This window comes from Streptomyces sp. NPDC096132 (assembly GCF_044763345.1).
Classification (GTDB): domain Bacteria; phylum Actinomycetota; class Actinomycetes; order Streptomycetales; family Streptomycetaceae; genus Streptomyces.
Genome location: NZ_JBIWGA010000001.1, coordinates 340106 through 363657, shown reverse-complemented (window position 1 = coordinate 363657; position 23552 = coordinate 340106). Strand labels below are relative to the sequence as shown.

Here is a 23552-nt window from a genome sequence, read left to right as displayed (position 1 = left end):
GTCCCGCCGCCCGCGCGCCCGGGCTCACCGGCCCCGCGACCACCGGTCGAGGCGCAGACACGGCCTGCCGCCGAGCCGGCTCTCGAGCCAGTCGCCGAGAGCGATCGACCAGCAGTCGGCCGGAAGCCACGGGGCCGTGCCGGCCGGGAAGCCGGCCGACGACACGGAGGACGCCGGGGTCGTCTGCAGCGGGCCCCGGTCGTCCGTGCGGTCGGACAGCAGCGAGCGGTAGACCTCGGACGCCCGCGGGTTCCTCCGGCACTGCCACACCCCGTGCGGGCAGTAGTCGGTCAGCGTGTTGTAGAGCGGCTTGTGCCGGTCCATCCAGTCGAGCATGCCCCGCATGTACTCCGCGTTGTCGCCGTTGCGGAAGAGTCCCCACTCCGGGTACGAGACGGGCTTGCCGTGGGCCTTCGCGAAGTCGATGTGCTCCTGCAGTCCGAGGGGCTCCGTCACCTGCTGCTCGAAGGACAGACCGGACGGCTGGTCGTAGGCGTCCATGCCGATGATGTCGACCGTGTCGTCCCCGGGGTAGCACTCCGTCCACGGCACGGCGTCCTTGCCCCGGGTGGGCGTGAAGTCGAACCGGAACCGCTGGCCCGGCACCGCGCGCATGGTGGTGACGATCCGGTTCCAGTACGTCTTCCAGGACTGCGGGTCGGGCCCGCAGCGGTGGGTGTACGTGGTGCCGTTCATCTCCCAGCCGAGCACGATCACCGTGTCCGGCACCCGCAGCGAGACCAGCCGCTCGGCGAGGGCGCGGAAGTGGTGGTCGAACTCCCCGGCCGCGCCCCGCTGGAGCAGGTCGCGCACCTCGGGGTCGGACACGCCTTCCTCGTTGCGCTCCATCATGGGCACGTTGAGGACGAGCAGCCGGTCGTCCTGCTGCCGACGCCAGTCCGCCCATACGTCGAGGAAGCCGGGCGGGCCCTCGATGTTCCGCCACTGGTCACCCGGCAGGTAGGTGTGCCCGACCCGCAGCTCGGCCCCGCCCAGCCACTCGCTGAGCCGGGCGATCCGGGCCACGCCGCGAGCCCCGTAGTCGAGGTAGGCGCCGAAGGCGGGGGTGGGTGCGTCGGAGGGCGCGGAGGTGGGGGCGGGCGGCTCGGGAGTCGTGGCGTCGGAGGTGGCCTGGGCCGGAATCGCGGAGGCAGGGACGACGGGGACGGCAGGGTCAGCCGTAGGGGCGGCGGCAGGGGACGAGGCCGGTGCGGGCGTCTGCGCGGGCGGCGCACTTGGTCCGGCACCGGGTCCCTGCGGGGGCGGCGTGCCGGGTCCCTGCGGGGGCAGGGTGCCGGGTGTCTGCGTCGGCATCGCGCTCGGCACCGGGTCGGGCGAGGCGATGGCGAGTCCGGGTCCGGATGCCAGTACCACCGACACCGCGGCCGCCGCCGTGGCGACGACGACGGCCGACCGCCGGAACCGGACGCGTCGCTGCTGTGGAGCCATTGCCTGCTCCTTTCTTCGCTCTCACGGTGTCACGGGGGATGCATGCGCATTACTGACACGTAGTCATATGAGAGTCATACGAAAAGGAGCGCCGCCACCGCCGTTACGGCGTCCGAGTTCCCCCGCTCACCCATACCGGTGACCCGAAACGAAGCACGGGAGAGAAAACACATGCCCGAGTCGCCACTCGACACCCGCGTCCCCGCCGTACTGCTGCGGATCGACCGGAACCCCTTTCACCACGGAACGCTGGGCGCGGTGCGCTCGCTCGGCCGCGCCGGAATCGATGTGCACGTGGTCGCCGACTCGACGGGAAGCCCCGTCAGCAGGTCGCGTTTCGTACGCCAGCTGCATCCCCCGCCGCCGCCCGGCGCCACGCCCGCCGACATCGCCGCCGTGCTGCTGCGGGTGGCCACCCGGATCGAACGGCCCGCCGTGCTGATCCCGATGGACGACGCGGGAGCGGTCGCGGTGGGCAGACTGCGCGAGGAACTGGCGCCCGCCTATCTGCTGCCGCAGCAGCCCGGCGCGGTGCCCGAGCGGGTCGCCGACAAGGCGGAACTGGCCGGGCTGTGCGCGGCGGCGGACGTGCCGCACCCCGAGACGGTGATCCCCGACAGCGCCACGGAGGCCGCCTCCGCCGTCGGCCGGCTCGGGCTGCCGCTGGTGGCGAAGTGGAGCAGGCCCTGGCTGCTGTCGGCCGGCACCGGACTGCGCAGCACGGTCGTCGTACGCTCCGCCCACGACGCGCGCGAGCTGTACCTGCGCACCGAGGAGGCCGGCAGCCGGCTGCTGCTCCAGGCGTTCCTGCCGCCGGGCCCCGACCGCGACTGGTTCTTCCACGGCTACGCCGACCGCTGCGGCGCGCTGCACGGCGGCGGCCCGGGCCGCAAGCTGTGCGCCTGGCCGCGCGGCGCCGGGCTGACGGCGGTGGGCGAGTGGACCGGGAACCCGCAGGTCCGCGAGCTCGCCGAACGGCTCGTCGACACCCTCGGCTACCGGGGCATCCTCGATCTCGACTTCCGTCGCTGCGGGGCCACGGGCGCGTACCACCTGCTCGACTTCAACCCGCGCCCCGGCGCCCAGTTCCGGCTCTTCGCCGACGGCGGCGGGCTGGACGTCGTACGGGCGCAGCACCTGGACCTGACCCACCGTCCGCTGCCGACCGGGGTGCCGCTGCCGGGGCGGACGTTCGTGGTGGAGAACTACGCGCCGCTCGCCGCGCTGCGCCCGGCCCCGCAGGGGCGTGAACTGGCCTGGTACGCGGGTGACGACCCCGCCCCGGGGCGTGCGATGCGGCGCCTGTGGTGCGCTCATGTCACCCGGCGCCTGCGGGACCGGCTGCCCCGTCCGGCCGCGCCGGCGCCGCGGCCGGACGGCACGATCCGCCGGATCCCCTCGCCCTCACCGGCCCCCGCGGCGGAACAGACCGACGACGAGAGGGCGGGCAGCCGCTGAGGCGTACGGCACGGAGGGTGCCCCTGGCGGTACGCGGACGGCTGGGCGCGGGTGCCGGGCGAGGACGTCCGGCACCCGGCGCGATCACCGACGGGACGCGGTGCGGCCTCGCCGGTACAGGATGGCGCCGCCCGCGATCAGCGCGGCACTGACGCCGGAAGCGGCCAGCATGGCCTCACTGCCGGTGTGGGACAGCTGCGGCTTGTGAGACGGCTTGGTGTGCGAAGGGGCGTGGTACGGGGGGTGGGTGTGGGGCGGGTTCGTGTGCGACGGCGGAGTCGTGTGCGGGGGCTTGGTGTGCGGCGGCTTGGTGTGCGGAGGCTTCGTGTGCGGGGGCTTGGTCCCGTGCGGGGGCTTGGTGTGCGGGGGCTTCGTGTGGGGCGGCGGGGTGGTGTGCGGCGGATGCGTGCCGTGGCTGGAGTCGTCGTCCCCGTGGCTGTTGCCGTTGCCGTGATCGGGGCCCTCGTCGTGGCCGTAGCCCTTGTCGTGGTCGGGCTTGTTGTAGTCGGGCTTCCCGTGATCCGGCTTTCCGTGATCCGGCTTCTCGTAGTCCGGCTTTCCGTGATCCGGCTTCTCGTAGTCCGGCTTTCCGTGATCCGGCTTCCCGTGGTCGTGGTCGCCATGGCCCCCGTAGCCGGAGTCCTCGTCGCCGTACGACGACGTGCCGTGGGGGTGGCTCGTCTCCTTGACCGTGTCGTTCGCGTCGGTGGTGCTCGACACCGCCGACGGCGAACTCGTGGCCGTCCCGTTGTCCTGCGTGTCGGCGACGGCGGCGCCACCGCACAGGTACAGGAGGCTGGTCGCGGCGGCGGCCGCGACCATTCCCTTGCTCAGGGTCTGTCGCACTCTCGTTGTCTTCCTGCTTGAAGAAGTGGGAAAAGCCGGCCCCGGAACACGCGAAAGCTGTCCCAGGGCCGGCCTCAGGCCAGCCGTACGGCTGGAGTGACGTGTCGTCAGTGGTTGAAGCAGACGTTGCCGAAGGTCGGGTTCAGCACCGAGAACGCACCGGTCGAGTTGCCGCAGAAGTTGATCGGCATGTGGTTGACGACCTGGACCACGTTGCCGGACAGGAAGCCACCGGAATTGACGGTGAAACCGTTGGCCTCGGCGTCGGCGAAGGCCGGAGCGGCGGCACCGCCCAGGGCGAGAATCACTCCCGCGACGACAGCAGCACTCTTCTTCATAAAATTTCCCTTCTATGCGGCCATGCCTCGTTGACGGCCCGCAGGCTGCACACGAGAGATTGACGGCGAGGGAATTCGGCGAACGTCTGCGGCCAGGGAATCACCCGGATGTCTTCATATAAGAATCCGGACGTCCCGCAGGAATGAGCCATCGGAGTGAAGGTGGGCAACCGAACACGGCCCGGGCAGTTGACCAGAACGCTCCGATGGACGGGGTTTCTCCAGAAGGGACTAGCAAGTGATCAAGAAGGTTCTGGCCGCCGCCGCGGTCGCCGTTTCCGCCATCGGCGCTGCCGCAGCTCCGGCGCTCGCCATCGGCAACGACGGCGGCACCACCTCCGCCAGCGGCAACGGCGCCAGCCAGTCGTTCGGCAACTCGGCCACCTTCGGCAACATGAGCCCGCAGATGGCGCTCATCCAGGGTTCCTTCAACAAGCCCTGCATCGCCCTGCCGGCCAAGTTCAACACCATTGGCGCCGAGGTCGGCGCGGCCCTCCAGGGCGTCCCGATCCTGTCGTCGTCGAACAACCAGCAGTGTGTCGAGAACTCCACCCAGGTGGACGGCGACGACCCGCTCTCGCACGTTCTGGACGACCTCGCGCTCCTCTCGGGCAACGGCGCGGCCAACCACTGAGCCACGCTCCCCCCAGCTCCACAGCGGGTCGCCAATCATCGGCGACCCGCTGTTTCGGCATGCGGGTGAGGGGCGCGTGACCGCGGCACCCCATGCGCTGCTCCAATCGGGGCAACGTACGCAACCTACGCCTGCGCCGGCGCGTTGACGATCACGCAGCTCCTCCCCCGGAGCCCGCTTTTTCGAAGGGAAAGAACATGAAGAAGCTGTGGGCAACCGCGGCTGTTGCCGCGTCCGTGGCCGGTCTCGCGGTCGTCTCCGCTCCCCAGGCCCTGGCCATCGGAGACGACAGCGGCCCGACGTCCGCCAGCGGCAACGGCGCCTCGCAGGCGTTCGGCAACTCGGCCACTTTCGGCGACATGAGCCCGCAGCTCTCGCTGATCCAGGGTTCGCTGAACAAGCCCTGCCTCGCCCTGCCGATCAAGGCCTACACCGTTGGCGCCTTCGCCGGGGCGGTCCTCCAGGACGTCCCGATCCTGTCGTCGTCGAACAACCAGCAGTGTGTCGAGAACTCCACCCAGGTGGACGGCGACGACCCGCTCTCGCACGTCGTGGACGACCTCGCGCTCCTCACGGGCAACGGCGCGCAGAACGGCTGAGGCTCAGCAGACTGATGTACCGCGACGGCGGGTCACCGGTTCTCCGGTGGCCCGCCGTTCGCGTGGGTGGTCACTTGCGGTACAGGGCCTCTATCTCCTGCGCGTACTTCGCCGTCACCGCGTGCCGCTTCACCTTCAAGGAAGGGGTGAGCAGGCCGTTGGCCTCGTTGAACTCGCCCTCGACCAGGGTGAAGGCCCGGATCGACTCGGCGCGGGAGACGGCCTCGTTGGCGTAGTCGACGGCCTTCTGGATGTCGGCGCGCATACGGGGGTCTCGGGCCAGGTCCGACAGCGGGGTGTCGGCGGGGAGCTTGCGGACGGACAGCCAGTGGGCGACGGCGTCGGGGTCGAGGGTGATCAGGGCGGCGACGAAGGGGCGGTTGTCGCCGACGACCAGGCACTGGCCGACCGGGGTGCGGCTGCGCAGGCGGTCCTCCAGGACGGCCGGGGAGACGTTCTTGCCGCCGGAGGTGACCAGGAGGTCCTTCTTGCGGCCGGTGATGGTGAGGTAGCCGTCCTCGTCGAGGGCGCCGAGGTCGCCGGTGGCGAACCAGCCGTCGGTGAGGGCCTCGGCGGTGGCGGGCGGGTTGTTCCAGTAGGAGTGGAAGACCACCCCGCCCTTGATCAGCACCTCGCCGTCGTCGGCGATACGGACGGCGGTGCCGGGGACGGGTCGGCCGACCGTGCCGGGCCGGGGTTCCAGCGGTGGGACGAGGGTGGCGGCGGCGGTGGTCTCCGTGAGGCCGTAGCCCTCGTAGACGATGATGCCGGCGGCGGCGAAGAAGAGGTTGAGGGTGCGGTCGAGGGGCGAGCCACCGCTGATGGCGTAGCGCATGCGGCCGCCGAGTTCGTTGCGGATACGGCGGTAGACCAGCAGGTCGTACAGGGCCCAGGCGGCGTAGAGGCCGGGGCCGGGCCCCTTGCCCCGGTCGAGGAACCTGTTCAGGTACGCCTCCGCGAAGCGCACGCCGATGCGTTCGGCGCGGTCGAAGGAGGCGCCGCGGCCGATCTTCTCGGCGGTGGCGCGGCCGGTGTCGTGGATGCGCTCGAAGAGGTAGGGGACGCCGACCAGGAAGGTGGGCCGGAACTCCTTGAGGGCGGGGCGGAGTTCGTCGGGCTTGACGCTGGGGAAGTGGCCGACCTCGATACGGCCCGTGAGACAGGCGATCTGGAGGGTGCGGCCCATGATGTGGGCGAGCGGGAGGAAGAGCAGGGTGGAGGCGGTCTCGTCGGTGACCTCCTTGAAGATCGGGTACAGCAGTTCGAGGACGTTGCTGGCCTCGGCGTGCAGGTTGGCGTGGGTGAGGGCGCAGCCCTTGGGGCGGCCGGTGGTGCCGGAGGTGTAGCAGAGGGTGGCGACGGTGTCGGGGGTGAGGGCCTCGCGACGTGCGGTGACCTCCTCGTCCGGGACGCCGTGACCGCGGTCGCGGAGGTCGTCGAGGTCGTGGCTCTCGATCTGGAGGGCGATCACGGGCCGCGGGTGGTCCTTGGTCGCGGCCTCGACCACGGCGAGGTTGTCGGCGTTCTCGACCACGACGAGCGTGGCGCCCGAGTCCCGGACGATCCAGTCGACCTGGTCGGCGGAGGAGGTGGCGTAGATCGGGACGGTCTGGCCGCCGGCCGCCCAGATCGCGAAGTCCAGCAGGGTCCACTCGTAGCGGGTACGCGACATCACCGCGACCCGGCCGCCCGGTGCGAGGCCGTGCGCGATCAGGCCCTTCGCGGTGGCGGTGACCTCGGCGGCGAAGGCGGCGGCGGTGACCGGGTGCCAGCCGTCGGGCCGTGCGCGGCGCAGGACCACCGCGGTGGGGGCCTCGGCCGCGTTGGTGAAGGGGAGGTCGGCGATGCTGCCCGTGGTGGGCGGCTCCACCAGGGGCGCGGTCCGGGCCTCGCGTACGGTGCCGGAGGCGTCCCTGGTGACCTCGACCCGGGTGCGGGCCACCAGGTCGGTGCGCTGCTTCGCCCTCTTCAGATCCTTGCGTACGCCCACGACGGCTCCCGGTCGGCTGGCAGGTGTCGGGGGGTCAACTTACTGACAAGTAAGGCTCGGTACTAGAGGTCGAGACGGCCTGCGTCATCGATGGCCTCGGCCAGGTCGGCCACCTCCCTGTCCTCGGTCCGGTCCGCCAGCGCGTGGGCCGTTTCGCGGAGTTCGCCCAGGGAGGGCGCGTCCGGCAGGGGGACCTCCGCGTGGCGCAGGGCGTCGGCGAAGTAGGCGGCCGTCGCCGTGACCCGGAAGCGGACGGGAGCGTCGGACAGCGAGTCGTGCAGGGCGTCGGTCTCCAACTGGCCGGAGGTCTCGTGCGGGGTGCGGGTGTCGGGGTCGAGCCAGCGGACGGTGGCGGTGGCGAGGTGGCCGTCGGCGCCGGGCCTGGTGCGGACGGCGTAGAGGGCGGTGACGGTGTGGCCGGGGCCGACCTCGCCGCCGTCGACGCTGTCGTTGCGGAAGTCGTCGTCGGCGACCGCGCGGTCGTCGTAGCCGACGAGGCGGAAGTCGGCGACCGTCTCGGGGTCGAAGGCGACCTGGGCCTTGGCGTCGCGGGCGGTCAGGTCGATGTTCTGCGGCAGGTCGGTGCAGAAGACCTCGCGGGCCTCGTCCTCGGTGGAGACGTAGGTGGTGTGGCCGTCGCCCTTGTCGGCGAGGCGTTCCATGAGGGCGTCGCCGTAGTCGCTGCCGACGCCGACGCCGAACAGGGTGATGCCGTGGTCGCGGCGGGCGGTGTCGATGCGTTCCAGGATCGCGTCGGCGTCCGTGTCGCCGGTGTTGGCGAGGGCGTCGGAGACCAGCACGACGCGGTTGGTGGCACCCTCGCGCAGGCCCTCGACGGCGGTCTCGTAGCCGGTCTCGACGCCGGCGCCGAGGTTGGTGGAGTCGGTGGGCTCCAGGCCGTCGACGGCGTCGTGGACGCGGCCGCGGTGATCGCCGAGGCGGGTCATCGGCAGGACGGTCTCGGCCTCGCCGCTGAAGGTGACGAGCGCGACCGAGTCGTCGTCGCGGAGCCGGTCGGTCATCGTGCCGAGGGCGTGCCGGGCGAGGTCGAGGCGGCCCGGTTCGCCCATCGAGCCGGAGACGTCGACGACGAAGGTGAGAGCGGCGGGCGGGCGTTCGGACTCGGCGGAGGCGCTGCGGGTGGCGAGGCCGACGCGGACCAGGGACCAGTTCTTCTCGCCGGTGCGGGCGCCGTCGACGGTGACCGAGAAGCCGTTGCCGTCGGGGCGTTCGTAGTCCTGGCGGAAGCTGTTGACGAACTCCTCGGGGCGGACCGTCGACGGGTCGGGCAGTGCGCCGTCGGCGAGGGTGCGGCGGGCGTAGCCGTAGGAGGCGGTGTCGACGTCGAGGGCGAAGGTGGAGAGGTGGTCGGGGGCCACCGCCTTGCCGTCCTCGTCGGCTGCGGGCGCGCTCGGCGCGGGGAAGGCGTCGCTGCGGTGGGCCGCGCCGTCGGACGCGTTGCTCGTGGCGGAGTCGCCGGCGCTGCAGCCGGTGAGGAGGAGTGCGGTGGCCGCCGTGAAGGCGAGCAGTCCTGGTATCCGGTGGGTTTTCATGTCCCGTGCCCCCTGTGTCCGTCGATGTGTGTGACTGTGACGGGACAGGGGGCCGGAACGTGCGGCACGGGGTGTTGCGGATCCGTCTCGAACAGGGCACGAACACCGCCCGTCGAGACCGGTGGGTGATCCTCCGTTGACCTACGAGACGATGTCCTTGCGGGCGAAACCCCTGAAGGCCAGCGCGAACAGGACGAGCGCGTACGTTATGGAGACCGCCGTGCCCTGGAGCATGCCGGACCACTCGGGGGTGGGCTGGACGGCGTCGGCCCAGGCGAACTGCCAGTGCGCGGGCAGGAAGTCGCGCCAGTCGCCGAGGGCGGTGACGGCGTCCAGGACGTTGCCGACGATGGTCAGGCCGACCGCGCCGCCGACCGCGCCGAGGGGCGCGTCCGTCTTCGTCGACAGCCAGAACGCGAGCCCGGCGGTGACCAGTTGGGAGACGAAGATGTACGCCACCACGACCACCAGCCGCTGTGCCGCGGTGCCCGCGCCGAGCGAGCCGCCGGTGGGGAGCTCCAGCGGCCCCCAGCCGTAGGCGGCCGTGCCGACGGCGAGGGCGACGACCGGCAGCAGGATCATCGCGGCCAGGCTGAGGCCGAGGCCGACGACGAGCTTGGACCACAGCAGCCGGGCCCGGGGCACGGGGGCGGCGAGCAGGTAGCGCAGGGAGGACCAGCCGGCCTCCGAGGCGACCGTGTCCCCGCAGAACAGGGCGACCGGGATGACCAGCAGGAAGCCCGCCGACACGAACAGGTTGACCGCGGCGAAGTTGCCGCCGGACGCGGTGGCCGTGTCCATCAGGGTCAGCTGGTTGTTGCGGCCGCCCGGCTCGCCGCCGACGGCGAAGGCGATGAGCAGGACGAACGGCAGGGCGGCGAGGATGCCGCCCATGACGATCGTGCGGCGGCGCTTGAGCTGGCGGGCCAGTTCGACGCGCAGCGGCAGGGTGTGGCCTGCCTGGTAGCCGGAGGCGACCTCGGTGAGCGTGCTCATGCGGAACCTCCGATCAGGGTGAGGAAGGCGTCCTCCAGGCGGCGGTGCGGGCCGACGGACTCGACCGGCACGTCGAGCCGTACGAGTTCGGCGACCAGGCGGCGGGCGGTGCCGTCCGCGTCGAGCCGTACGAGCAGGCCTTCGTCGGTGCGTACGGCGGAGGCGATGCCGGGCAGTGCGGCCACCTTCTCCACGACCGGCTCCTCCACGGGGGTGGTGGTGCCGACGAGGAGGGTGTCGCCGGAGCCGACGATCTCGCCGACGGGACCGGCCTGGACCAGCCGTCCCCGGTCCATGACCACGAGGTGGGTGCAGGACTGCTCGACCTCCGCCAGCAGGTGGCTGGAGACGATCACCGTGCGTCCGGCGGCCGCGTACCGGATCATCACCTCGCGCATCTCACGGATCTGCGGCGGGTCGAGACCGTTGGTCGGCTCGTCGAGGATCAGCAGGTCGGGCAGGCCGAGCATGGCCTGGGCGATGGCCAGACGCTGGCGCATGCCCTGGGAGTAGGTGCGCACCGCGCGGGCGAGGGCGTCGCCGAGGCCGGCGATCTCCAGCGCCTCGTCCAGGTGGGCGTCCTCGGCCGGGCGGCCGGTGGCCCTCCAGTACAGCTCCAGGTTCTCCCGGCCGGTGAGGTGCGGCAGGAAGCCCGCTCCCTCGACGAAGGAGCCGACCCGGGAGAGGACGGGCGCGCCGGGGCGGATGGCGTGGCCGAAGACGCGGATCTCGCCCTCGTCGGGCTTGATCAGGCCCATCAGCATGCGCAGGGTGGTCGTCTTGCCGGCGCCGTTGGGGCCGAGGAGGCCCAGCACCTGGCCCTTCTCCACCTGGAAGGAGAGTTCGCGGACGCTGTAGCGGTCGCCGCCCGCGTACTTCTTGCTCAGACCGGCGATCTGCAGCGGGACCTCGGCCAGTTCCGGGTCGGGGGCCGGCATCGCGGTGCGGCGGCGGCCGGTCAGGAGCAGCACCAGGGCGAGGCCGGCGCCCGCGAGGGGGAGCCACCAGACCCAGGAGGGCAGGGGTGCGGCCGCGGTCGTCACACCGGGGGCGGTGGGCACCTTCAGGTCGCTCTTCAGGGAGACCGTGTAGGTGGCCGGGGCCGCCGGGGAGGCGTAGCCGAGGTCGGTGGAGGCGAGGACCAGGCGCAGCCGGTGGCCGTCCTCGATGTCGTGGTCGATCGCCGGGAGGGTGATCGTGACGTCCTGGCCGGTCTTGGCGCCGTCGACGCGGACCGGGGAGACCAGTTGGGAGGGCAGTTGCTGGGTGCCGTCGGGGCCGACGTCGTACACCTTGGCGAAGAGCACGACCTGGCCGTCGGTGGACTTCACGTTGACGGTGACGGTGGGGGCGCCGGTGATCCGCAGGTCGCCGGTGACGGGTGCCGACTCGAAGGAGGCGAACTGGCCGGGGAAGTCGAGCGAGACGCCGACGCCGAACGCGGAGAGCTGCCCGAGGCCCGAGCCGCCCAGACCGGGCAGCGCGGAGATCGCGGGCGGGCTGGCCCCGGCCGGGTTCACGAAGCTCTGCTCGCGGCCGGTCAGCGCGATCTTCCTGCGGTCGTTCTCCAGACCGGTGTAGGTGTCGCCGCTCGCGCCCCGCAGCGGGATGGTCCCGTCGGTGGAGTCGACGCCTCCGGTGCGGGTGACGCGGAAGGCCGGGCCGGTGTCGGCGCTCTTGTCGTCCTTGAGGTAGCGGTCGAACCAGGCGGTGACCCGGGCCTGGACGCGGCTGGTCTCCAGGTTGCCGCCGTCGTGGCCGCCCGCGATCCAGTCGACGTCCACCGGGGCGCCGTTCGCGCGGATCGCCTTCTCGGCGGCGTCCGCCTGGGCGAGGGTGAAGAGGGAGTCGGCCTGGCCCTGCACCAGCAGGGTGGGCACCTTGATGCGGTCGGCGACGGCCGACGGCGAGCGCTCCTCGAGCAGCTTGCGGGCGGCGGCGTCCGGGCTGCCGGCCTCGGCGACCCGGTTGTACATCGCGCACAGCGCGGGCTCGAACTTGGCGCAGCCGCCGCCGGTGTTGAAGAAGATCCCGGCCCACAGCTTCTTGAACACGCCGTCGGGGAACAGGGCGTCCGCGAGGTTCCAGTAGGTGATCGAGGGCGCGATGGCGTCGACGCGGTCGTCGTACCCGGCGGCAAGCAGGGAGATGGCGCCGCCGTAGGAGGCGCCGGCCAGGCCGACGCGCGGGTCGCCCTGCTTGTCCAGCCGGACCTGGGGCTGCTCGGCGAGCCAGTCGATCAGCTTCGAGACGTCGGCGACCTCGCCCTTCGGGTCGTTCAGCCCGATCTTGCCGGTGGACTTGCCGAAGCCGCGCGCCGACCAGGTGAGGACCGCGTAGCCGTCGCGGGCGAGGTCCTCGGCCTGCTGCCGTACGTCGTCCTTGGTGCCGCCGAAGCCGTGCCCGAGGAGGACGGCGGGGCGGCGCCCGGAGGCGCCGGAGGTGAAGTAGGTGGTGTCCAGGCGCACGCCGTCCACGGACAGCACCTGGTCCGTGTGGCGCACCGCGGGCCGGTCGTCGTCCGAGGCGACGGCCGTCCACGTACCGGCACCGGCGAGTACGACGACGGCGGCCGCGGCGGCGAGGAGCCGTCGCGGCCGCCGTGGTCCTCGCAGACCGGGCAGTCGAAGATCCATGCTTCAACGGTACGGGGTCAACCTGTCGGGGAGTTGTCGACCGGAGGCCGAACTCCGGGCCCTCCCAGGGGCGTACGTGACCCCCCGTACGTACACCAGGCGCGGTATCAGGCCCGGGCGTCCTCGGGCAGGGTCACCAGCCAGCGGCTGTCGGGGCGGGGGCGGAGGTAGAGGGCCCAGTAGACGGTGGCGGCGGCGGTGATCCCGCCGGTCCACAGGAGGTAGCTCGTCTCCTGCTGGGTGAGGATGTAGCCGAGGACGGCGATCAGCAGGGCCGGCACGACGGGCCACAGCGGCATGCGCCAGGCGGGGGTGTCCTTGTGGTGGCCGCGGCGGGAGAGCAGGGCGGCGACGGCGACCAGCAGGTACATGCCGGTGACGGAGACGCCGGTGACGCCGTAGAGGGTGTCCAGGTTCACGAAGCAGAGGGCGGCGCCGGGGACGCCGACGGCGAGGGTGGCGACCCAGGGGGAGCCGAAGCGGCCGAGCTTCGAGAAGACCTTGTTCACCGGCTCGGGCCAGGCCTTGTCGCGGGCGGAGGCGAACAGGACGCGGGAGTTCTGGATGACCATCACGATGCCGGCGTTGATGATCGCGAGGGCCACGCAGAGGCTGACGAAGGTGCCGACGGCGGAGTTGGACCAGGCGGTGACCATGGCGCTGATGTCGCCGCCGGTCAGCTCCGCGAGGTCGGAGGCGCCGAAGGTGATGGCGACGACCGGGACCAGGATGATCACGGAGGAGATGGCGAGGGTGGCCAGGACCGTGCGGGCGACGTTGCGGCGCGGGTGCTCCAGCTCCTCGGAGAGATAGACGGCGGTCGAGAAGCCCTGGGTGACGAAGAGGGCGATGGCGAGTCCGGAGACGACCAGCAGGGCGGTGACGGTGTCGGTGCCTCCGTCGGCGCCCGCGACCCGCATCGAGACCAGGCTGCCGGGGCCGCGGTGGCCGTGGGCGAAGCCCAGGACGGCCACGACGGCGGCGGCAATGACCTCCAGGACCAGGAAGACGCCGGTGATCCAGGCGTTGGCGCGCAGGTCGAGCAGGCCGGCGAGGGTGGCGAGCAGCATGACGCCGGCGCCCGCGAGGGACGGGTCGAGGTGGACGACCGGGGCGAGGTAGTCGGCGGTGCCCATCGCGATCACCGGCGGGACGATCATCACGACGAGGAGGGAGAGGACGAAGACCAGCCAGCCCGCGAGCCGCCCGGCCATCGTCGACACCATGGCGTACTCGCCGCCCGCGCTGGGGATGAGGGTGCCCAGCTCCGAGTAGCAGAACGCCACGGCGATACAGAGCAGTGAGCCGATCGCGATCGTGAGGGCGGTCGCGGTGCCGAGCGAGCCGAACAGGTCCGGGACGACGACGAAGAGGGTGGAGGCGGGGGTCACGCAGGACAGCGTGAGGAGGGTGCCGCCGACGACTCCGATGGAGCGCTTGAGCTTCTGGGGACTGTCGGGCGCCTGAGGGAGGGCGGTCTCGACAGGGCGGAGCGTGTCGGTCATGCGGCGGTTCCGATCGACTCGTGCGGCGGGGTGAGGGGCGGGAGCGCTATCGCCTCCGGCGGCTGTGGTGTGGCCCGCATCGAACCCCGACGAAAACCAGCGCGTCAATAGGCGTTTACCTACGAAATCCGTAGATCGAAGGCCACGCAAGCTTCGGTTACGGCAGTTTCGGCCAGTCCGCTCGGTCCGCCCGGGGCGTACGGGAACCGCAGTGCGGGCGTCAAAAAAACGTCAGGGCGTCCGGGATCCGGACCGGGCTAGAGTCGCTCGCACAGTGGGATCACAGGGTGGGGACGAATGAAGCTGAGGTACACCGCGTTCATGGCCGTGACGGTGCTCGGGGCGGCCGCGTGCGATGCGGGGAGCGAGCCGGTGAGGGGGCCCGAGGCGGCTCTGGAGCGGGCGACGGAGCGGATGGAGGACGCCGGGTCGGCCGAGGTGTCGACGACGACGGATCTGGGCGCGGGGAGCACCCCGAACACCTTGGAGGGCGCGTACTCCTGGGGCGACGCCTACGCGTTTGACGTCCAGGTGGACCCCGAGCAGGTCGGGTTGGACGGACTGACGGATTCCGCGAAGATGAGCATGCGGTACGTGGACGGCACCGTCTACTTCGACATCGAGCCCCAGCCCTCGGGCCCGCTGAAGGGCAAGGAGTGGCTCAAAGTCGCCGGCCAGGGGTCGGCCGCCTACGGAAGCAGCAGCAGTCCGATGACCTCCATGAAGGCGCTCGCGTACGCGGATCGCGTCGAGGACCTCGGCAAGCAGACCGTGAACGGGCGGAACACCACCCACTATCGGGCCGTGATCGACAAGGAGCACACGGACCGGTACCAAAAGCTCTACCCCGACGAGAGCGTCCTGGAGGCGTTCGTCAGCTCCGCCAGGGCCATCACGATGGACGTCTGGCTCGGCGCCGACGGCCTCCCGGTCCGCACGGCACACCAGATCGGCGCCATGTCGACCACAAGTGACTTCCGGAAGTTCGGTGTCGAGAACGCGGTGAAGGCTCCCCCGGCCTCCCAGCTGGCCGACTACACGGCAGCCGTCGAGGGGCTCACCCGGGACGAGGGGTAGGCACACGCCGGTGCCCTGCCCCCGAAGAGGCAGGGCACCGGGCGGCGGGCCTCAGTGGTTGCGCGGGAAGCCCAGGTCCACGCCCGCGGGGGCGTCGGCCGGGTCGGGCCAGCGGGTGGTGACGACCTTGCCGCGGGTGTAGAAGTGCGTGCCGTCGTTGCCGTAGATGTGGTGGTCGCCGAAGAGGGAGTCCTTCCAGCCGCCGAAGCTGTGGTAGCCCACGGGGACCGGGATCGGGACGTTCACGCCGACCATGCCGGCCTCGATCTCCAGCTGGAAGCGGCGGGCCGCGCCGCCGTCCCGGGTGAAGATCGCGGTGCCGTTGCCGAACGGGGAGCTGTTGATCAGCGCCACGCCCTCTTCGTAGGTGTCGACGCGCAGGACGCACAGGACGGGGCCGAAGATCTCGTCCTGGTAGGCCTTCGCGGTCGTCGGCACCTTGTCGAGGAGCGAGATGCCGATCCAGTGGCCGTCCTCGAAGCCGTCCACCGTGTAGCCGGTGCCGTCGAGGACCACCTCGGCGCCCTCGTCCGCCGCGCCGGTCACGTAGGACGCCACCTTGTCGCGGTGGACCTTGGTGATCAGCGGGCCCATCTCGGAGGTCGGGTCGTTGCCGGGGCCGATCTTGATCTTCTCGGCGCGCTCGCGGATCTTCTCCACCAGCTCGTCGCCGATCGCGCCGACCGCGACGACCGCGGAGATCGCCATGCAGCGCTCGCCCGCCGAGCCGTAGGCCGCGGAGACCGCCGCGTCGGCGGCCGCGTCCAGGTCGGCGTCCGGGAGGACCAGCATGTGGTTCTTGGCGCCGCCCAGGGCCTGGACGCGCTTGTGGTTCGCGGAGGCCGTGGTGTGGATGTAGCGGGCGATCGGGGTCGAGCCGACGAACGACACCGCCTTGACGTCCGGGTGCTCCAGGAGGCGGTCGACCGCCACCTTGTCGCCGTGGACGACGTTGAAGACGCCGTCGGGGAGACCGGCTTCGGCCAGCAGCTCGGCCAGCTTCAGCGAGGCCGACGGGTCCTTCTCGGACGGCTTCAGGACGAACGTGTTGCCGCAGGCGATGGCGATCGGGAACATCCACATCGGGACCATCGCCGGGAAGTTGAACGGCGTGATGCCGGCGACGACACCGAGCGGCTGGCGGATGGACGAGACGTCCACGCGGCTGGCCACCTCGGTGGACAGCTCGCCCTTCAGCTGCACGGTGATCCCGCACGCCAGGTCGACGATCTCCAGGCCGCGCGCGACCTCGCCCAGCGCGTCGCTGTGCACCTTGCCGTGCTCGGCGGTGATCAGCTCGGCGATCGCGTCCCGGTTCGCGTCGAGCAGCGCCCGGAACTTGAACAGGATCGTGCTCCGCTTGGCGAGCGAGGAGGTGCCCCAGGTGGCGTAGGCGTCCTTGGCGGCCGCGACCGCCGCGTCGACCTCGTCGACCGTCGCGAACGCGACCTTGGTGGTGACCGCGCCGGTCGCCGGGTCCGTGACCGGACCGAACGTGCCCGACGCGCCTTCGACGGTCTTGCCGCCGATCCAGTGGTTGACGATCTTCGTCATGACCGAGTACTCCTTCACAGATGGCGGCGTCGGGTGGAGACGTGCCGTTCGTACAGCTCTCGTGCCTTCACCGCGGACGGTCGGGTCGCGGTCTCGGCCACAGGTACATCCCACCAGGCCTGCGCCGGCGGCGGGCCCGACACAGTGTCGGCCGTTTCGGTCTCGACGTAGACACAAGTGGGAGTGTCGGCGGCGCGCGCCTCGGCGAGGGCCTCGCGCAGCTCGCGGACGGTTTTCGCGCGCAGGACGCGCATGCCCAGGCTCGCCACGTTGGCGGCCAGGTCGACGGGGAGCGGCGCGCCGGTGAAGGTGCCGTCCTCCGACGTGAAGCGGTAGGCGGTGCCGAACCGCTCACCGCCGACGGACTCCGAGAGTCCGCCGATCGAGGCGTAGCCGTGGTTCTGCACGAGCAGGATCTTGATCGCGATCCCCTCCTGCACGGCCGTCACGATCTCCGTCGGCATCATCAGATACGTGCCGTCGCCGACCAGCGCCCAGACGTTCCGCTCGGGCGAGGCCAGTTTCACCCCGATGGCCGCCGGGATCTCGTAGCCCATGCAGGAGTAGCCGTACTCCAGGTGGTACTGGTCCCGGGAGCGCGCCCGCCACAGCTTGTGCAGATCGCCGGGGAGCGAACCGGCCGCGTTGATGATCACGTCCGACTCGTCCGCGAGGGCGTCGAGCGCGCCGAGCACCTGCGACTGCGTCGGGCGTACGTCGGGCTCGTCGGCCTCGTAGCAGGCGTCGACGCGCTGCTCCCAGCGTTCCTTGTCCTCGCCGTACTCGGTGACATAGGCGTCCGCGACGCGGTGACCGTGCAGCTGGAGGGCCTCGGTCAGCTCCTGGAGGCCGCTGCGGGCGTCCGCGATCAGCGGGAGGCCGGCGAGCTTGTGGCCGTCGAAGGAGGCGATGTTGAGGTTGAGGAAGCGCACTCCCTCGCCTTGGAACAGGGTGTTGGAGGCCGTGGTGAAGTCGGTGTACCTCGTGCCCACGCCGATGATCAGGTCCGCCGTGCGGGCGAGCTCGTCCGCGGTCGCGGTGCCGGTGTGGCCGACGCCGCCCACGTCCTGCGGGTGGTCGTAGCGCAGCGAGCCCTTGCCGGCCTGGGTGGAGGCGACCGGGATGCCGGTGGCCTCGGCGAACTCGGCGAGGGCCTCCTCGGCGCGGCTGTGGTGGACACCGCCGCCCGCGACGATCAGGGGGCGCTTCGCCGAGCGGATCACACGGACCGCCTCGGCGAGTTCGGTCGGGTCGGCTCCCGGACGTCGTACGACCCAGGTGCGCTCGGCGAAGAACTCCTCGGGCCAGTCGTAGGCCTCGGCCTGGACGTCCTGCGGCATCGCGAGGGTGACCGCGCCCGTTTCCACCGGGTCCGTCAGCACCCGCATGGCCTGGAGGGCAGCCGGGATGAGGGCCTCGGGCCGCGTGACGCGGTCGAAGTACTTCGACACCGGGCGGAGCGAGTCGTTGACCGACACGTCGCCGGCGTAGGGGACTTCGAGCTGCTGGAGGACGGGGTCCGCCACGCGCGTCGCGAAGATGTCGCCCGGGAGGAGGAGGACCGGGAGGTGGTTGACGGTGGCCAGGGCGGCGCCGGTGACCAGGTTGGTCGCGCCGGGGCCGATGGACGTCGTCACCGCGTGCGTGGAGAGGCGGCCCGACTGACGGGCGTAGCCGACCGCCGCGTGCACCATCGACTGCTCGTTGCGGCCCTGGTGGAACGGCATGTCGTCGCCGTACTCGATCAGCGCCTGGCCGAGGCCGGCGACGTTGCCGTGGCCGAAGATGCCCCAGGTGGCGCTGATGAGGCGCTGCCGGGAGCCGTCGCGCTCGGTGTACTGGGCGGCGAGGAAGCGGACGAGCGCCTGGGCGACCGTAAGCCTGATGGTCATCGGTAACCCCCTGTGCTTTCTACGTGGGCGGGGTGGAAGCAGATCCGCCATTCGCGCGTCTCGCCCGGGCCGGCCATGACGTTCAGGTAGTACATGGCGTGGCCGGGCTGGGCGATGGAGGGGCCGTGCCATCCGTCGGGGACGAGGACGGCGTCGCCGGAGCGGACCTCGGCGAGGACGTCGGAGCCGCCCTCACGCGAGGGGGATACGCGCTGATAGCCGAAACCGTGCGGTCCGTCGATCTCGAAGTAGTAGATCTCCTCGAGCTCGGCCTCCTCGCCCGGCCGGTGCTCGTCGTGCTTGTGCGGCGGGTACGAGGACCAGTTGCCGCCGGGGGTGATCACCTCGACGGCGATCAGCTTGTCGCAGTCGAAGGCGTCGGCGGAGGCGAAGTTGCGCACGTGGCGCAGCTGGTTGCCGCTTCCGCGTTCCTCGACGGGGACCTCCGGCGCGGGGCCGTAGCGGGCGGGGAGTTGTCGCTCGCACTTCGCTCCTGCCAGGGCGAAGCGGCCTCCCGCGCCGGAGGCGATCGTGACCTGGGCGTCCCGGGGAACGTACGCGAAGTCCGTTACGGACGCGAAAACGCTTTCCCTACCCAGGAGTTGGAACTTTTCATCCGCCGTTTGCACGGTACATCCGCCTTCCAGCGGAAGCACGATCCACTCGCTGTCGCCGGTGGTGAGGCTGTGGGTGCCCCCCGGCTCCAGCGCGACGATCCGCAGGCTGCTGTAGGTCCAGCCGGCCCGCTCGGGGTTGATCGTGAGCACGTGATCGGCGTCGGCGGTGGTCCCCTCGGGGACGTAGAGGTGGTTCGTCATGCGGCCCTCACAGCAGTCCTACGGCGGTGTCCACGGCGGCGGCGACGTCCCCGTCCGCCGGGTACAGCAGCGAACGGCCGACCACCAGGCCCCGGACGGTGGGGAGTTGCAGCGCCCCGCGCCACTTCTCGTACGCGCCGTCCTGATCGTCGCCGACCTCGCCGCCCAGGAGGACGGCGGGGAGGGTGGAGGCCTGCATGACCTCGGCCATGTCGTCGGGGTTCTCGGTGACGGGGAGCTTCAGCCAGGTGTAGGCCGAGGTGCCGCCGAGGCCGGAGGCGATGGCGATGGACTTGGTGACGGCCTCCGCGGAGAGGTCGTTCCTCACCTTGCCCTCGGGGGTGCGCCGGCTGATGAACGGCTCGACGAACAGCGGCAGCCTGCGGGCCGCCATGTCGTCGATCGCGCGGGCCGTGGACTCCAGGGTGGTGAGGGAGCCGGGGTCGTCGTAGTCGATCCGTACGAGCAGTTTGCCCGCGTCGAAGTTCAGTCGCTCGATGTCCTCGGGGCGATGGCCGGTGAAGCGGTCGTCCATCTCGAAGACGGAGCCCTGCAGGCCGCCGCGGTTCAGCGAACCCATGACGACCTTGCCGTCGAGGGCGCCGAGCAGGAGCAGGTCGTCGAGAATGTCGGCGGTCGCGAGGACACCGTCCACTCCGGGGCGGGACAGCGCCAGGATCAGGCGTTCCAGCAGGTCGGCGCGGTTGGCCATGGCCAGCCTGTCGCCGCCGACGCCGAGCGCGCCCCGGGCGGGGTGGTCGGCGGCGACGATCATCAGCCGGCCGGAGTCGCCGATCAGCGGGCGACGGGGGCGGCGCGCGGCGGCCTCGGCGATCGCCTCGGGACGCTCGGCCCGCAGCCGGACGAGTTCGGAGATGTCGACGGTCACAGGACGGCACCCGCCTCGACCGCGGCTTCCACTTCCTGAACCGTCGGCATCGCCGAGGAGCACTCCAGGCGGGAGGCGACGATCGCGCCGGCCGCGTTGGCGTGACGCATGATCTTCTCCAGGTCCCAGCCCGCGAGCAGACCGTGGCAGAGGGAGCCGCCGAAGGCGTCACCCGCGCCGAGGCCGTTGAGGACGTTCACCGGCAGCGGCGGGACCTCCGCGGACTCGCCACCGCTGTTGACGGCGAGGACGCCCTTGGGGCCCTGCTTGACGACGGCCAGCTCGACACCGGCGTCCAGCAGCGCCTGCGCGGCGGCCCGCGGTTCGCGCACCCCGGTGGCGACCTCCACCTCGTCGAGGTTGCCGACGGCGACGGTGGTGTGCTTGAGGGCCTCGGCGTAGAACGGGCGGGCCGCGTCCGGGTCGGTCCAGAACATCGGGCGCCAGTCGAGGTCGAACACGGTGGTGCCGGCCTTGGCGCGGTGGGCGAGGGCGGCGAGCGTCGCCGTACGGCTGGGCTCCTCGCTCAGGCCGGTGCCGGTGACCCAGAAGACACGGGTCTCGCGGATGGCGTCGAGGTCCAGCTCGTGGGCGTCGATCTCCAGGTCCGGCGCCTTGGGCTGCCGGTAGAAGTACAGCGGGAAGTCGTCCGGCGGGAAGACCTCGCAGAAGGTGACCGGGGTCGGCAGGCCCGCGACCGGGGTGACATAGCGGTCGTCGACACCGAAGCCGCGCAGGGCCTCGTGGAGGTACGTGCCGAAGGGGTCGTCGCCGGTGCGGGTGATCACGGCCGTGGACCGGCCGAGGCGGGCCGCGGCGACGGCGACGTTCGACGCCGAGCCGCCCAGGAACTTCCCGAAGGACGTGACCTGCGGGAGTGGCACACCCGTCTGCAGCGGATAGAGGTCCACCCCGATCCGCCCCATGGTGATCAGGTCGTACGCCATCGAGTTCCCTTCGTGTCGGCTCGGCCCCGTGTCGGCTCTCCACGGCTTTGTAGTCCCGTCTGCCGCACCCTGTCAATAGTTTGTCCAGACATTCGGACCAGCCCTTGACACCCCTCCTGGGAGCCCTCACCCTGGCGGCCATGACGTCGTTGTCACCTCAGTCCTCACTTTCCCGCATCCGGATCGGATCGGCCCCCGACAGCTGGGGCGTCTGGTTCCCGGACGACCCCGCCCAGGTCCCCTGGCAGCGCTTCCTCGACGAGGTCGCGCAGTCCGGCTACAAGTGGATCGAACTGGGCCCCTACGGCTATCTGCCGACCGACCCGGCCGTCCTCACCGAGGAGACGGCGAAGCGCGGCCTGAAGGTGTCGGCCGGCACGGTCTTCACCGGGCTGCACCACGGCGAGGCCGTCTGGGACAAGACCTGGGCGCATGTCGCGGACAACGCGGTGCTCGCCCAGGCGATGGGCGCGAAGCATCTCGTCGTCATCCCGTCCTTCTGGCGGGACGACAAGACCGGCGAGGTGCTGGAGCCGGACACGCTCACTCCCGAGCAGTGGCGCAACCTCACCTCGCTGACCGAGCGGCTGGGCAAGGAGGTGCGGGAGCGGTACGGGCTGCAGATCGTCGTCCACCCGCACGCCGACACCCACATCGACAGCGAGGAGAACGTCACCCGCTTCCTCGACGGCACCGACTCCGACCTCGTCTCGCTGTGCCTGGACACCGGGCACTACGCGTACTGCGGCGGCGACAGCGTCAAGCTGATCGAGACGTACGGCTCGCGGATCGGGTATCTGCACCTGAAGCAGGTGGACCCGGAGATCCTCGCCGACGTGCGGGCGAAGGGGACGCCGTTCGGGCCGGCCGTGGCGCAGGGCGTGATGTGTGAGCCGCCGACGGGGGTGCCTGCGCTGGGGCCCGTGCTGGAGGCGGCGGGGAAGCTGGATGTGGAGCTGTTCGCGATCGTCGAGCAGGACATGTACCCGTGTGAGCCGGACGCTCCGCTGCCGATCGCCAAGCGGACGCGGGCGTTTCTGCGGTCGTGCGGGGCGTAGACGCGCCTACTGAGGTGCCGGGTTCTGTGCATGCGCGAGTGCGGCTTGTGTGTGGCTTGTCGCGCCCACGCGGCGGAGCCGCATATGGATACAGCCCCGCGCCCCTTTAAGGGCATTGCCCTGCCGTAGCACCATAGGTGCCCATGGCTGCTGGCAGCGTGCACATCCGGTCGGGACAAGGGCCCGGCGGGTCCTGGGAGTTCGCCACCGGGGCTCCCCATCCCCGGCTGAGGCCCGGCGTGATGAGTTATCGCGGGATCCGGCTGGCCATGAACCGGCCCCGGCGGCGGTTGGAGACGCCGATCGGGGCGGCCACCCTGCTGCTGGGGTTCGATCAGCCCGTCCGGATATCCCGGGCGGACCGTGCTCCGGACACGCTGGTGTCCGTGTACTGCGGGCCCACCACCACCCCGGCCGTCGGGGAACACGGCGGCCGGGTCTCGGGGATCGAGGTGCTGCTCACGCCGTGGGCCGCGTTCACCCTGTTCGGTACGCCCCAGTACGAACTGGTCAATCGCACCGTCGACCCCGACGACCTGCCGCACACCCTGGCCACCCCGGTCCGTGAACTCGCCGCCGCGCTGGCCGCGCTGCCCGGTTGGGCGGAGCGGTTCGGGTTGCTCGACGATGTGTTCGCCCGCTGGTGGGAGGCCGGTACGCCGAGTTCGGAGCGGGTGGCACGGGCCTGGTCGCTGCTGGTCCGGACGGGTGGCGCGATTCCGGTGCCCCGGCTGGCCGAGGAGGTCGGCTGGAGCGTACGGCACCTGGAGAACCGTTTCCGGGAGCAGATCGGGCTCGGCCCGAAGGCGGCGGCCCGCGTCCTGCGGCTGCAACGCGCCCGTCGGCTGTTGGCGGCCGGGCAGAGCGCGGCGGAGACCGCGGCCCTCTGCGGCTTCTACGACCAGGCCCATCTCAGCGGTGAGTTCAAGGCGATGACGGGGTGCACGCCGAGGGAGTTCACGCAGGCGAGGCGGCTGCCGGCGCCGGTGTCGCCGGCCGCGGACCGGATGAGCGGGGAGGCGACCAGTCTGGTGCTGCCGGCCCGGTCGAACGATTGGTCCGGACCGGGTGCGCATTTTTCCAAGACCCGGCGCGTTGGCTGAATACAGGCTGGAGTCCTGCCAGTTGATCCGGTTGTTCCGGGGGGATGGCGGGGACGAGGTGGGGCCGGGCCTGTCGCAGCGGGCTCGGCCCTCCTCTGCGAGGAGCCACCCACACCCTTCTTTGCGTCACGCCTGTCACAAACACCCCCTTCCTGTCACACATGTCACGCATACGCGGGTTTTTCGTCACACACTGTCGACAGCCTCTTA

19 protein-coding genes are annotated in these 23552 nt (G+C 71.3%); 6 read left to right on the top strand and 13 right to left on the bottom strand.

Annotated elements, in window-relative coordinates:
• Window positions 1–24: 24 nt before the first annotated feature.
• Entirely contained in the window at window positions 25–1449 is a 1425-nt protein-coding gene (locus ACIRF9_RS01610) for a glycoside hydrolase family 26 protein (RefSeq protein WP_403814643.1), read from the bottom strand.
• A gap of 171 nt (window positions 1450–1620) precedes the next feature.
• Between ACIRF9_RS01610 and ACIRF9_RS01605 the strand changes: the two genes are divergently transcribed.
• Window positions 1621–2907, top strand: a complete 1287-nt coding sequence (locus tag ACIRF9_RS01605; RefSeq protein ID WP_403814640.1) for an ATP-grasp domain-containing protein — start codon at window positions 1621–1623, stop codon at window positions 2905–2907.
• Window positions 2908–2991: 84 nt separating this feature from the next.
• Here the strand turns inward: ACIRF9_RS01605 and ACIRF9_RS01600 are convergent, their stop codons facing one another.
• Complete coding sequence (locus tag ACIRF9_RS01600; RefSeq protein ID WP_403814637.1) at window positions 2992–3753, bottom strand: hypothetical protein; 762 nt, start codon at window positions 3751–3753, stop codon at window positions 2992–2994.
• Window positions 3754–3860: 107 nt separating this feature from the next.
• Window positions 3861–4091, bottom strand: coding sequence for a chaplin (locus tag ACIRF9_RS01595; RefSeq protein WP_403814635.1), 231 nt, complete (start codon window positions 4089–4091; stop codon window positions 3861–3863).
• Window positions 4092–4329: 238 nt separating this feature from the next.
• Here ACIRF9_RS01595 and ACIRF9_RS01590 point away from each other — a divergent pair, with 238 nt between their 5' ends.
• Window positions 4330–4725, top strand: a complete 396-nt coding sequence (locus tag ACIRF9_RS01590) for a rodlin (protein ID WP_403814632.1) — start codon at window positions 4330–4332, stop codon at window positions 4723–4725.
• A gap of 197 nt (window positions 4726–4922) precedes the next feature.
• Window positions 4923–5324 (top strand): rodlin, encoded by a 402-nt coding sequence (locus ACIRF9_RS01585; protein ID WP_403814629.1) that lies wholly within the window; start codon window positions 4923–4925, stop codon window positions 5322–5324.
• Window positions 5325–5394: 70 nt separating this feature from the next.
• Here ACIRF9_RS01585 and ACIRF9_RS01580 read toward each other — a convergent pair whose 3' ends face one another.
• The 5 genes from ACIRF9_RS01580 to ACIRF9_RS01560 form a co-directional block, all read right to left on the bottom strand.
• Complete coding sequence (locus ACIRF9_RS01580) at window positions 5395–7314, bottom strand: AMP-dependent synthetase/ligase (RefSeq protein ID WP_403814627.1); 1920 nt, start codon at window positions 7312–7314, stop codon at window positions 5395–5397.
• A 62-nt stretch (window positions 7315–7376) separates the two neighbouring features.
• A complete protein-coding gene (locus ACIRF9_RS01575; protein ID WP_403814625.1) occupies window positions 7377–8867 on the bottom strand; it encodes a von Willebrand factor type A domain-containing protein in 1491 nt (496 codons plus the stop codon).
• A 141-nt stretch (window positions 8868–9008) separates the two neighbouring features.
• Window positions 9009–9863: an ABC transporter permease gene (locus ACIRF9_RS01570; RefSeq protein WP_403814622.1), complete on the bottom strand. Its 855-nt coding sequence runs from the start codon at window positions 9861–9863 to the stop codon at window positions 9009–9011.
• On the bottom strand, window positions 9860–12499 hold the full coding sequence (locus ACIRF9_RS01565) for an alpha/beta fold hydrolase (RefSeq protein ID WP_403814619.1): 2640 nt from the start codon (window positions 12497–12499) through the stop codon (window positions 9860–9862). Before ACIRF9_RS01565 ends, ACIRF9_RS01570 begins: the two co-directional genes overlap by 4 nt.
• A gap of 107 nt (window positions 12500–12606) precedes the next feature.
• Window positions 12607–14004 (bottom strand): APC family permease, encoded by a 1398-nt coding sequence (locus ACIRF9_RS01560; RefSeq protein WP_403814616.1) that lies wholly within the window; start codon window positions 14002–14004, stop codon window positions 12607–12609.
• Between the two features lie 297 nt (window positions 14005–14301).
• Here ACIRF9_RS01560 and ACIRF9_RS01555 point away from each other — a divergent pair, with 297 nt between their 5' ends.
• Complete coding sequence (locus ACIRF9_RS01555) at window positions 14302–15081, top strand: hypothetical protein (RefSeq protein WP_403814614.1); 780 nt, start codon at window positions 14302–14304, stop codon at window positions 15079–15081.
• Window positions 15082–15132: 51 nt separating this feature from the next.
• On the opposite strand, the gene mmsA is transcribed toward ACIRF9_RS01555, so the two are convergent.
• Genes mmsA through iolC form a run of 5 tightly spaced genes read right to left on the bottom strand, consistent with a single transcriptional unit; the run spans window position 15133 to window position 21181 of the window.
• The gene (mmsA, locus tag ACIRF9_RS01550) at window positions 15133–16635 is read right to left on the bottom strand and encodes a CoA-acylating methylmalonate-semialdehyde dehydrogenase (protein WP_403814611.1); all 1503 of its coding nucleotides are present in this window, start codon (window positions 16633–16635) and stop codon (window positions 15133–15135) included.
• 14 nt (window positions 16636–16649) lie between these two features.
• Entirely contained in the window at window positions 16650–18527 is a 1878-nt protein-coding gene (gene iolD / locus ACIRF9_RS01545) for a 3D-(3,5/4)-trihydroxycyclohexane-1,2-dione acylhydrolase (decyclizing) (RefSeq protein WP_403814609.1), read from the bottom strand.
• Window positions 18524–19345, bottom strand: coding sequence for a 5-deoxy-glucuronate isomerase (gene iolB / locus ACIRF9_RS01540; protein ID WP_403814606.1), 822 nt, complete (start codon window positions 19343–19345; stop codon window positions 18524–18526). The genes iolD and iolB overlap by 4 nt, the downstream gene beginning before the upstream one ends.
• 7 nt (window positions 19346–19352) lie before the next feature.
• Window positions 19353–20234, bottom strand: a complete 882-nt coding sequence (locus ACIRF9_RS01535; protein WP_403814603.1) for a deoxyribose-phosphate aldolase — start codon at window positions 20232–20234, stop codon at window positions 19353–19355.
• Window positions 20231–21181, bottom strand: a complete 951-nt coding sequence (gene iolC, locus ACIRF9_RS01530) for a 5-dehydro-2-deoxygluconokinase (protein ID WP_403814600.1) — start codon at window positions 21179–21181, stop codon at window positions 20231–20233. Before iolC ends, ACIRF9_RS01535 begins: the two co-directional genes overlap by 4 nt.
• A gap of 140 nt (window positions 21182–21321) precedes the next feature.
• Here iolC and ACIRF9_RS01525 point away from each other — a divergent pair, with 140 nt between their 5' ends.
• The gene (locus ACIRF9_RS01525; RefSeq protein ID WP_403814598.1) at window positions 21322–22239 is read left to right on the top strand and encodes a sugar phosphate isomerase/epimerase family protein; all 918 of its coding nucleotides are present in this window, start codon (window positions 21322–21324) and stop codon (window positions 22237–22239) included.
• Between the two features lie 269 nt (window positions 22240–22508).
• On the top strand, window positions 22509–23342 hold the full coding sequence (locus ACIRF9_RS01520) for a helix-turn-helix domain-containing protein (RefSeq protein ID WP_403816072.1): 834 nt from the start codon (window positions 22509–22511) through the stop codon (window positions 23340–23342).
• Window positions 23343–23552: the final 210 nt, after the last annotated feature.

Coding starts and splice junctions, on each gene's coding strand:
- ACIRF9_RS01610 (WP_403814643.1), bottom strand. CDS start 1,449: ATGGCTCCACAGCAGCGACGCGTCCGGTTCCGGCGGTCGGCCGTCGTC.
- ACIRF9_RS01605 (WP_403814640.1), top strand. CDS start 1,621: ATGCCCGAGTCGCCACTCGACACCCGCGTCCCCGCCGTACTGCTGCGG.
- ACIRF9_RS01595 (WP_403814635.1), bottom strand. CDS start 4,091: ATGAAGAAGAGTGCTGCTGTCGTCGCGGGAGTGATTCTCGCCCTGGGC.
- ACIRF9_RS01585 (WP_403814629.1), top strand. CDS start 4,923: ATGAAGAAGCTGTGGGCAACCGCGGCTGTTGCCGCGTCCGTGGCCGGT.
- ACIRF9_RS01575 (WP_403814625.1), bottom strand. CDS start 8,867: ATGAAAACCCACCGGATACCAGGACTGCTCGCCTTCACGGCGGCCACC.
- ACIRF9_RS01570 (WP_403814622.1), bottom strand. CDS start 9,863: ATGAGCACGCTCACCGAGGTCGCCTCCGGCTACCAGGCAGGCCACACC.
- ACIRF9_RS01565 (WP_403814619.1), bottom strand. CDS start 12,499: ATGGATCTTCGACTGCCCGGTCTGCGAGGACCACGGCGGCCGCGACGG.
- ACIRF9_RS01560 (WP_403814616.1), bottom strand. CDS start 14,004: ATGACCGACACGCTCCGCCCTGTCGAGACCGCCCTCCCTCAGGCGCCC.
- ACIRF9_RS01555 (WP_403814614.1), top strand. CDS start 14,302: ATGAAGCTGAGGTACACCGCGTTCATGGCCGTGACGGTGCTCGGGGCG.
- mmsA (WP_403814611.1), bottom strand. CDS start 16,635: ATGACGAAGATCGTCAACCACTGGATCGGCGGCAAGACCGTCGAAGGC.
- iolD (WP_403814609.1), bottom strand. CDS start 18,527: ATGACCATCAGGCTTACGGTCGCCCAGGCGCTCGTCCGCTTCCTCGCC.
- iolB (WP_403814606.1), bottom strand. CDS start 19,345: ATGACGAACCACCTCTACGTCCCCGAGGGGACCACCGCCGACGCCGAT.
- iolC (WP_403814600.1), bottom strand. CDS start 21,181: ATGGCGTACGACCTGATCACCATGGGGCGGATCGGGGTGGACCTCTAT.
- ACIRF9_RS01525 (WP_403814598.1), top strand. CDS start 21,322: ATGACGTCGTTGTCACCTCAGTCCTCACTTTCCCGCATCCGGATCGGA.
- ACIRF9_RS01520 (WP_403816072.1), top strand. CDS start 22,509: ATGAACCGGCCCCGGCGGCGGTTGGAGACGCCGATCGGGGCGGCCACC.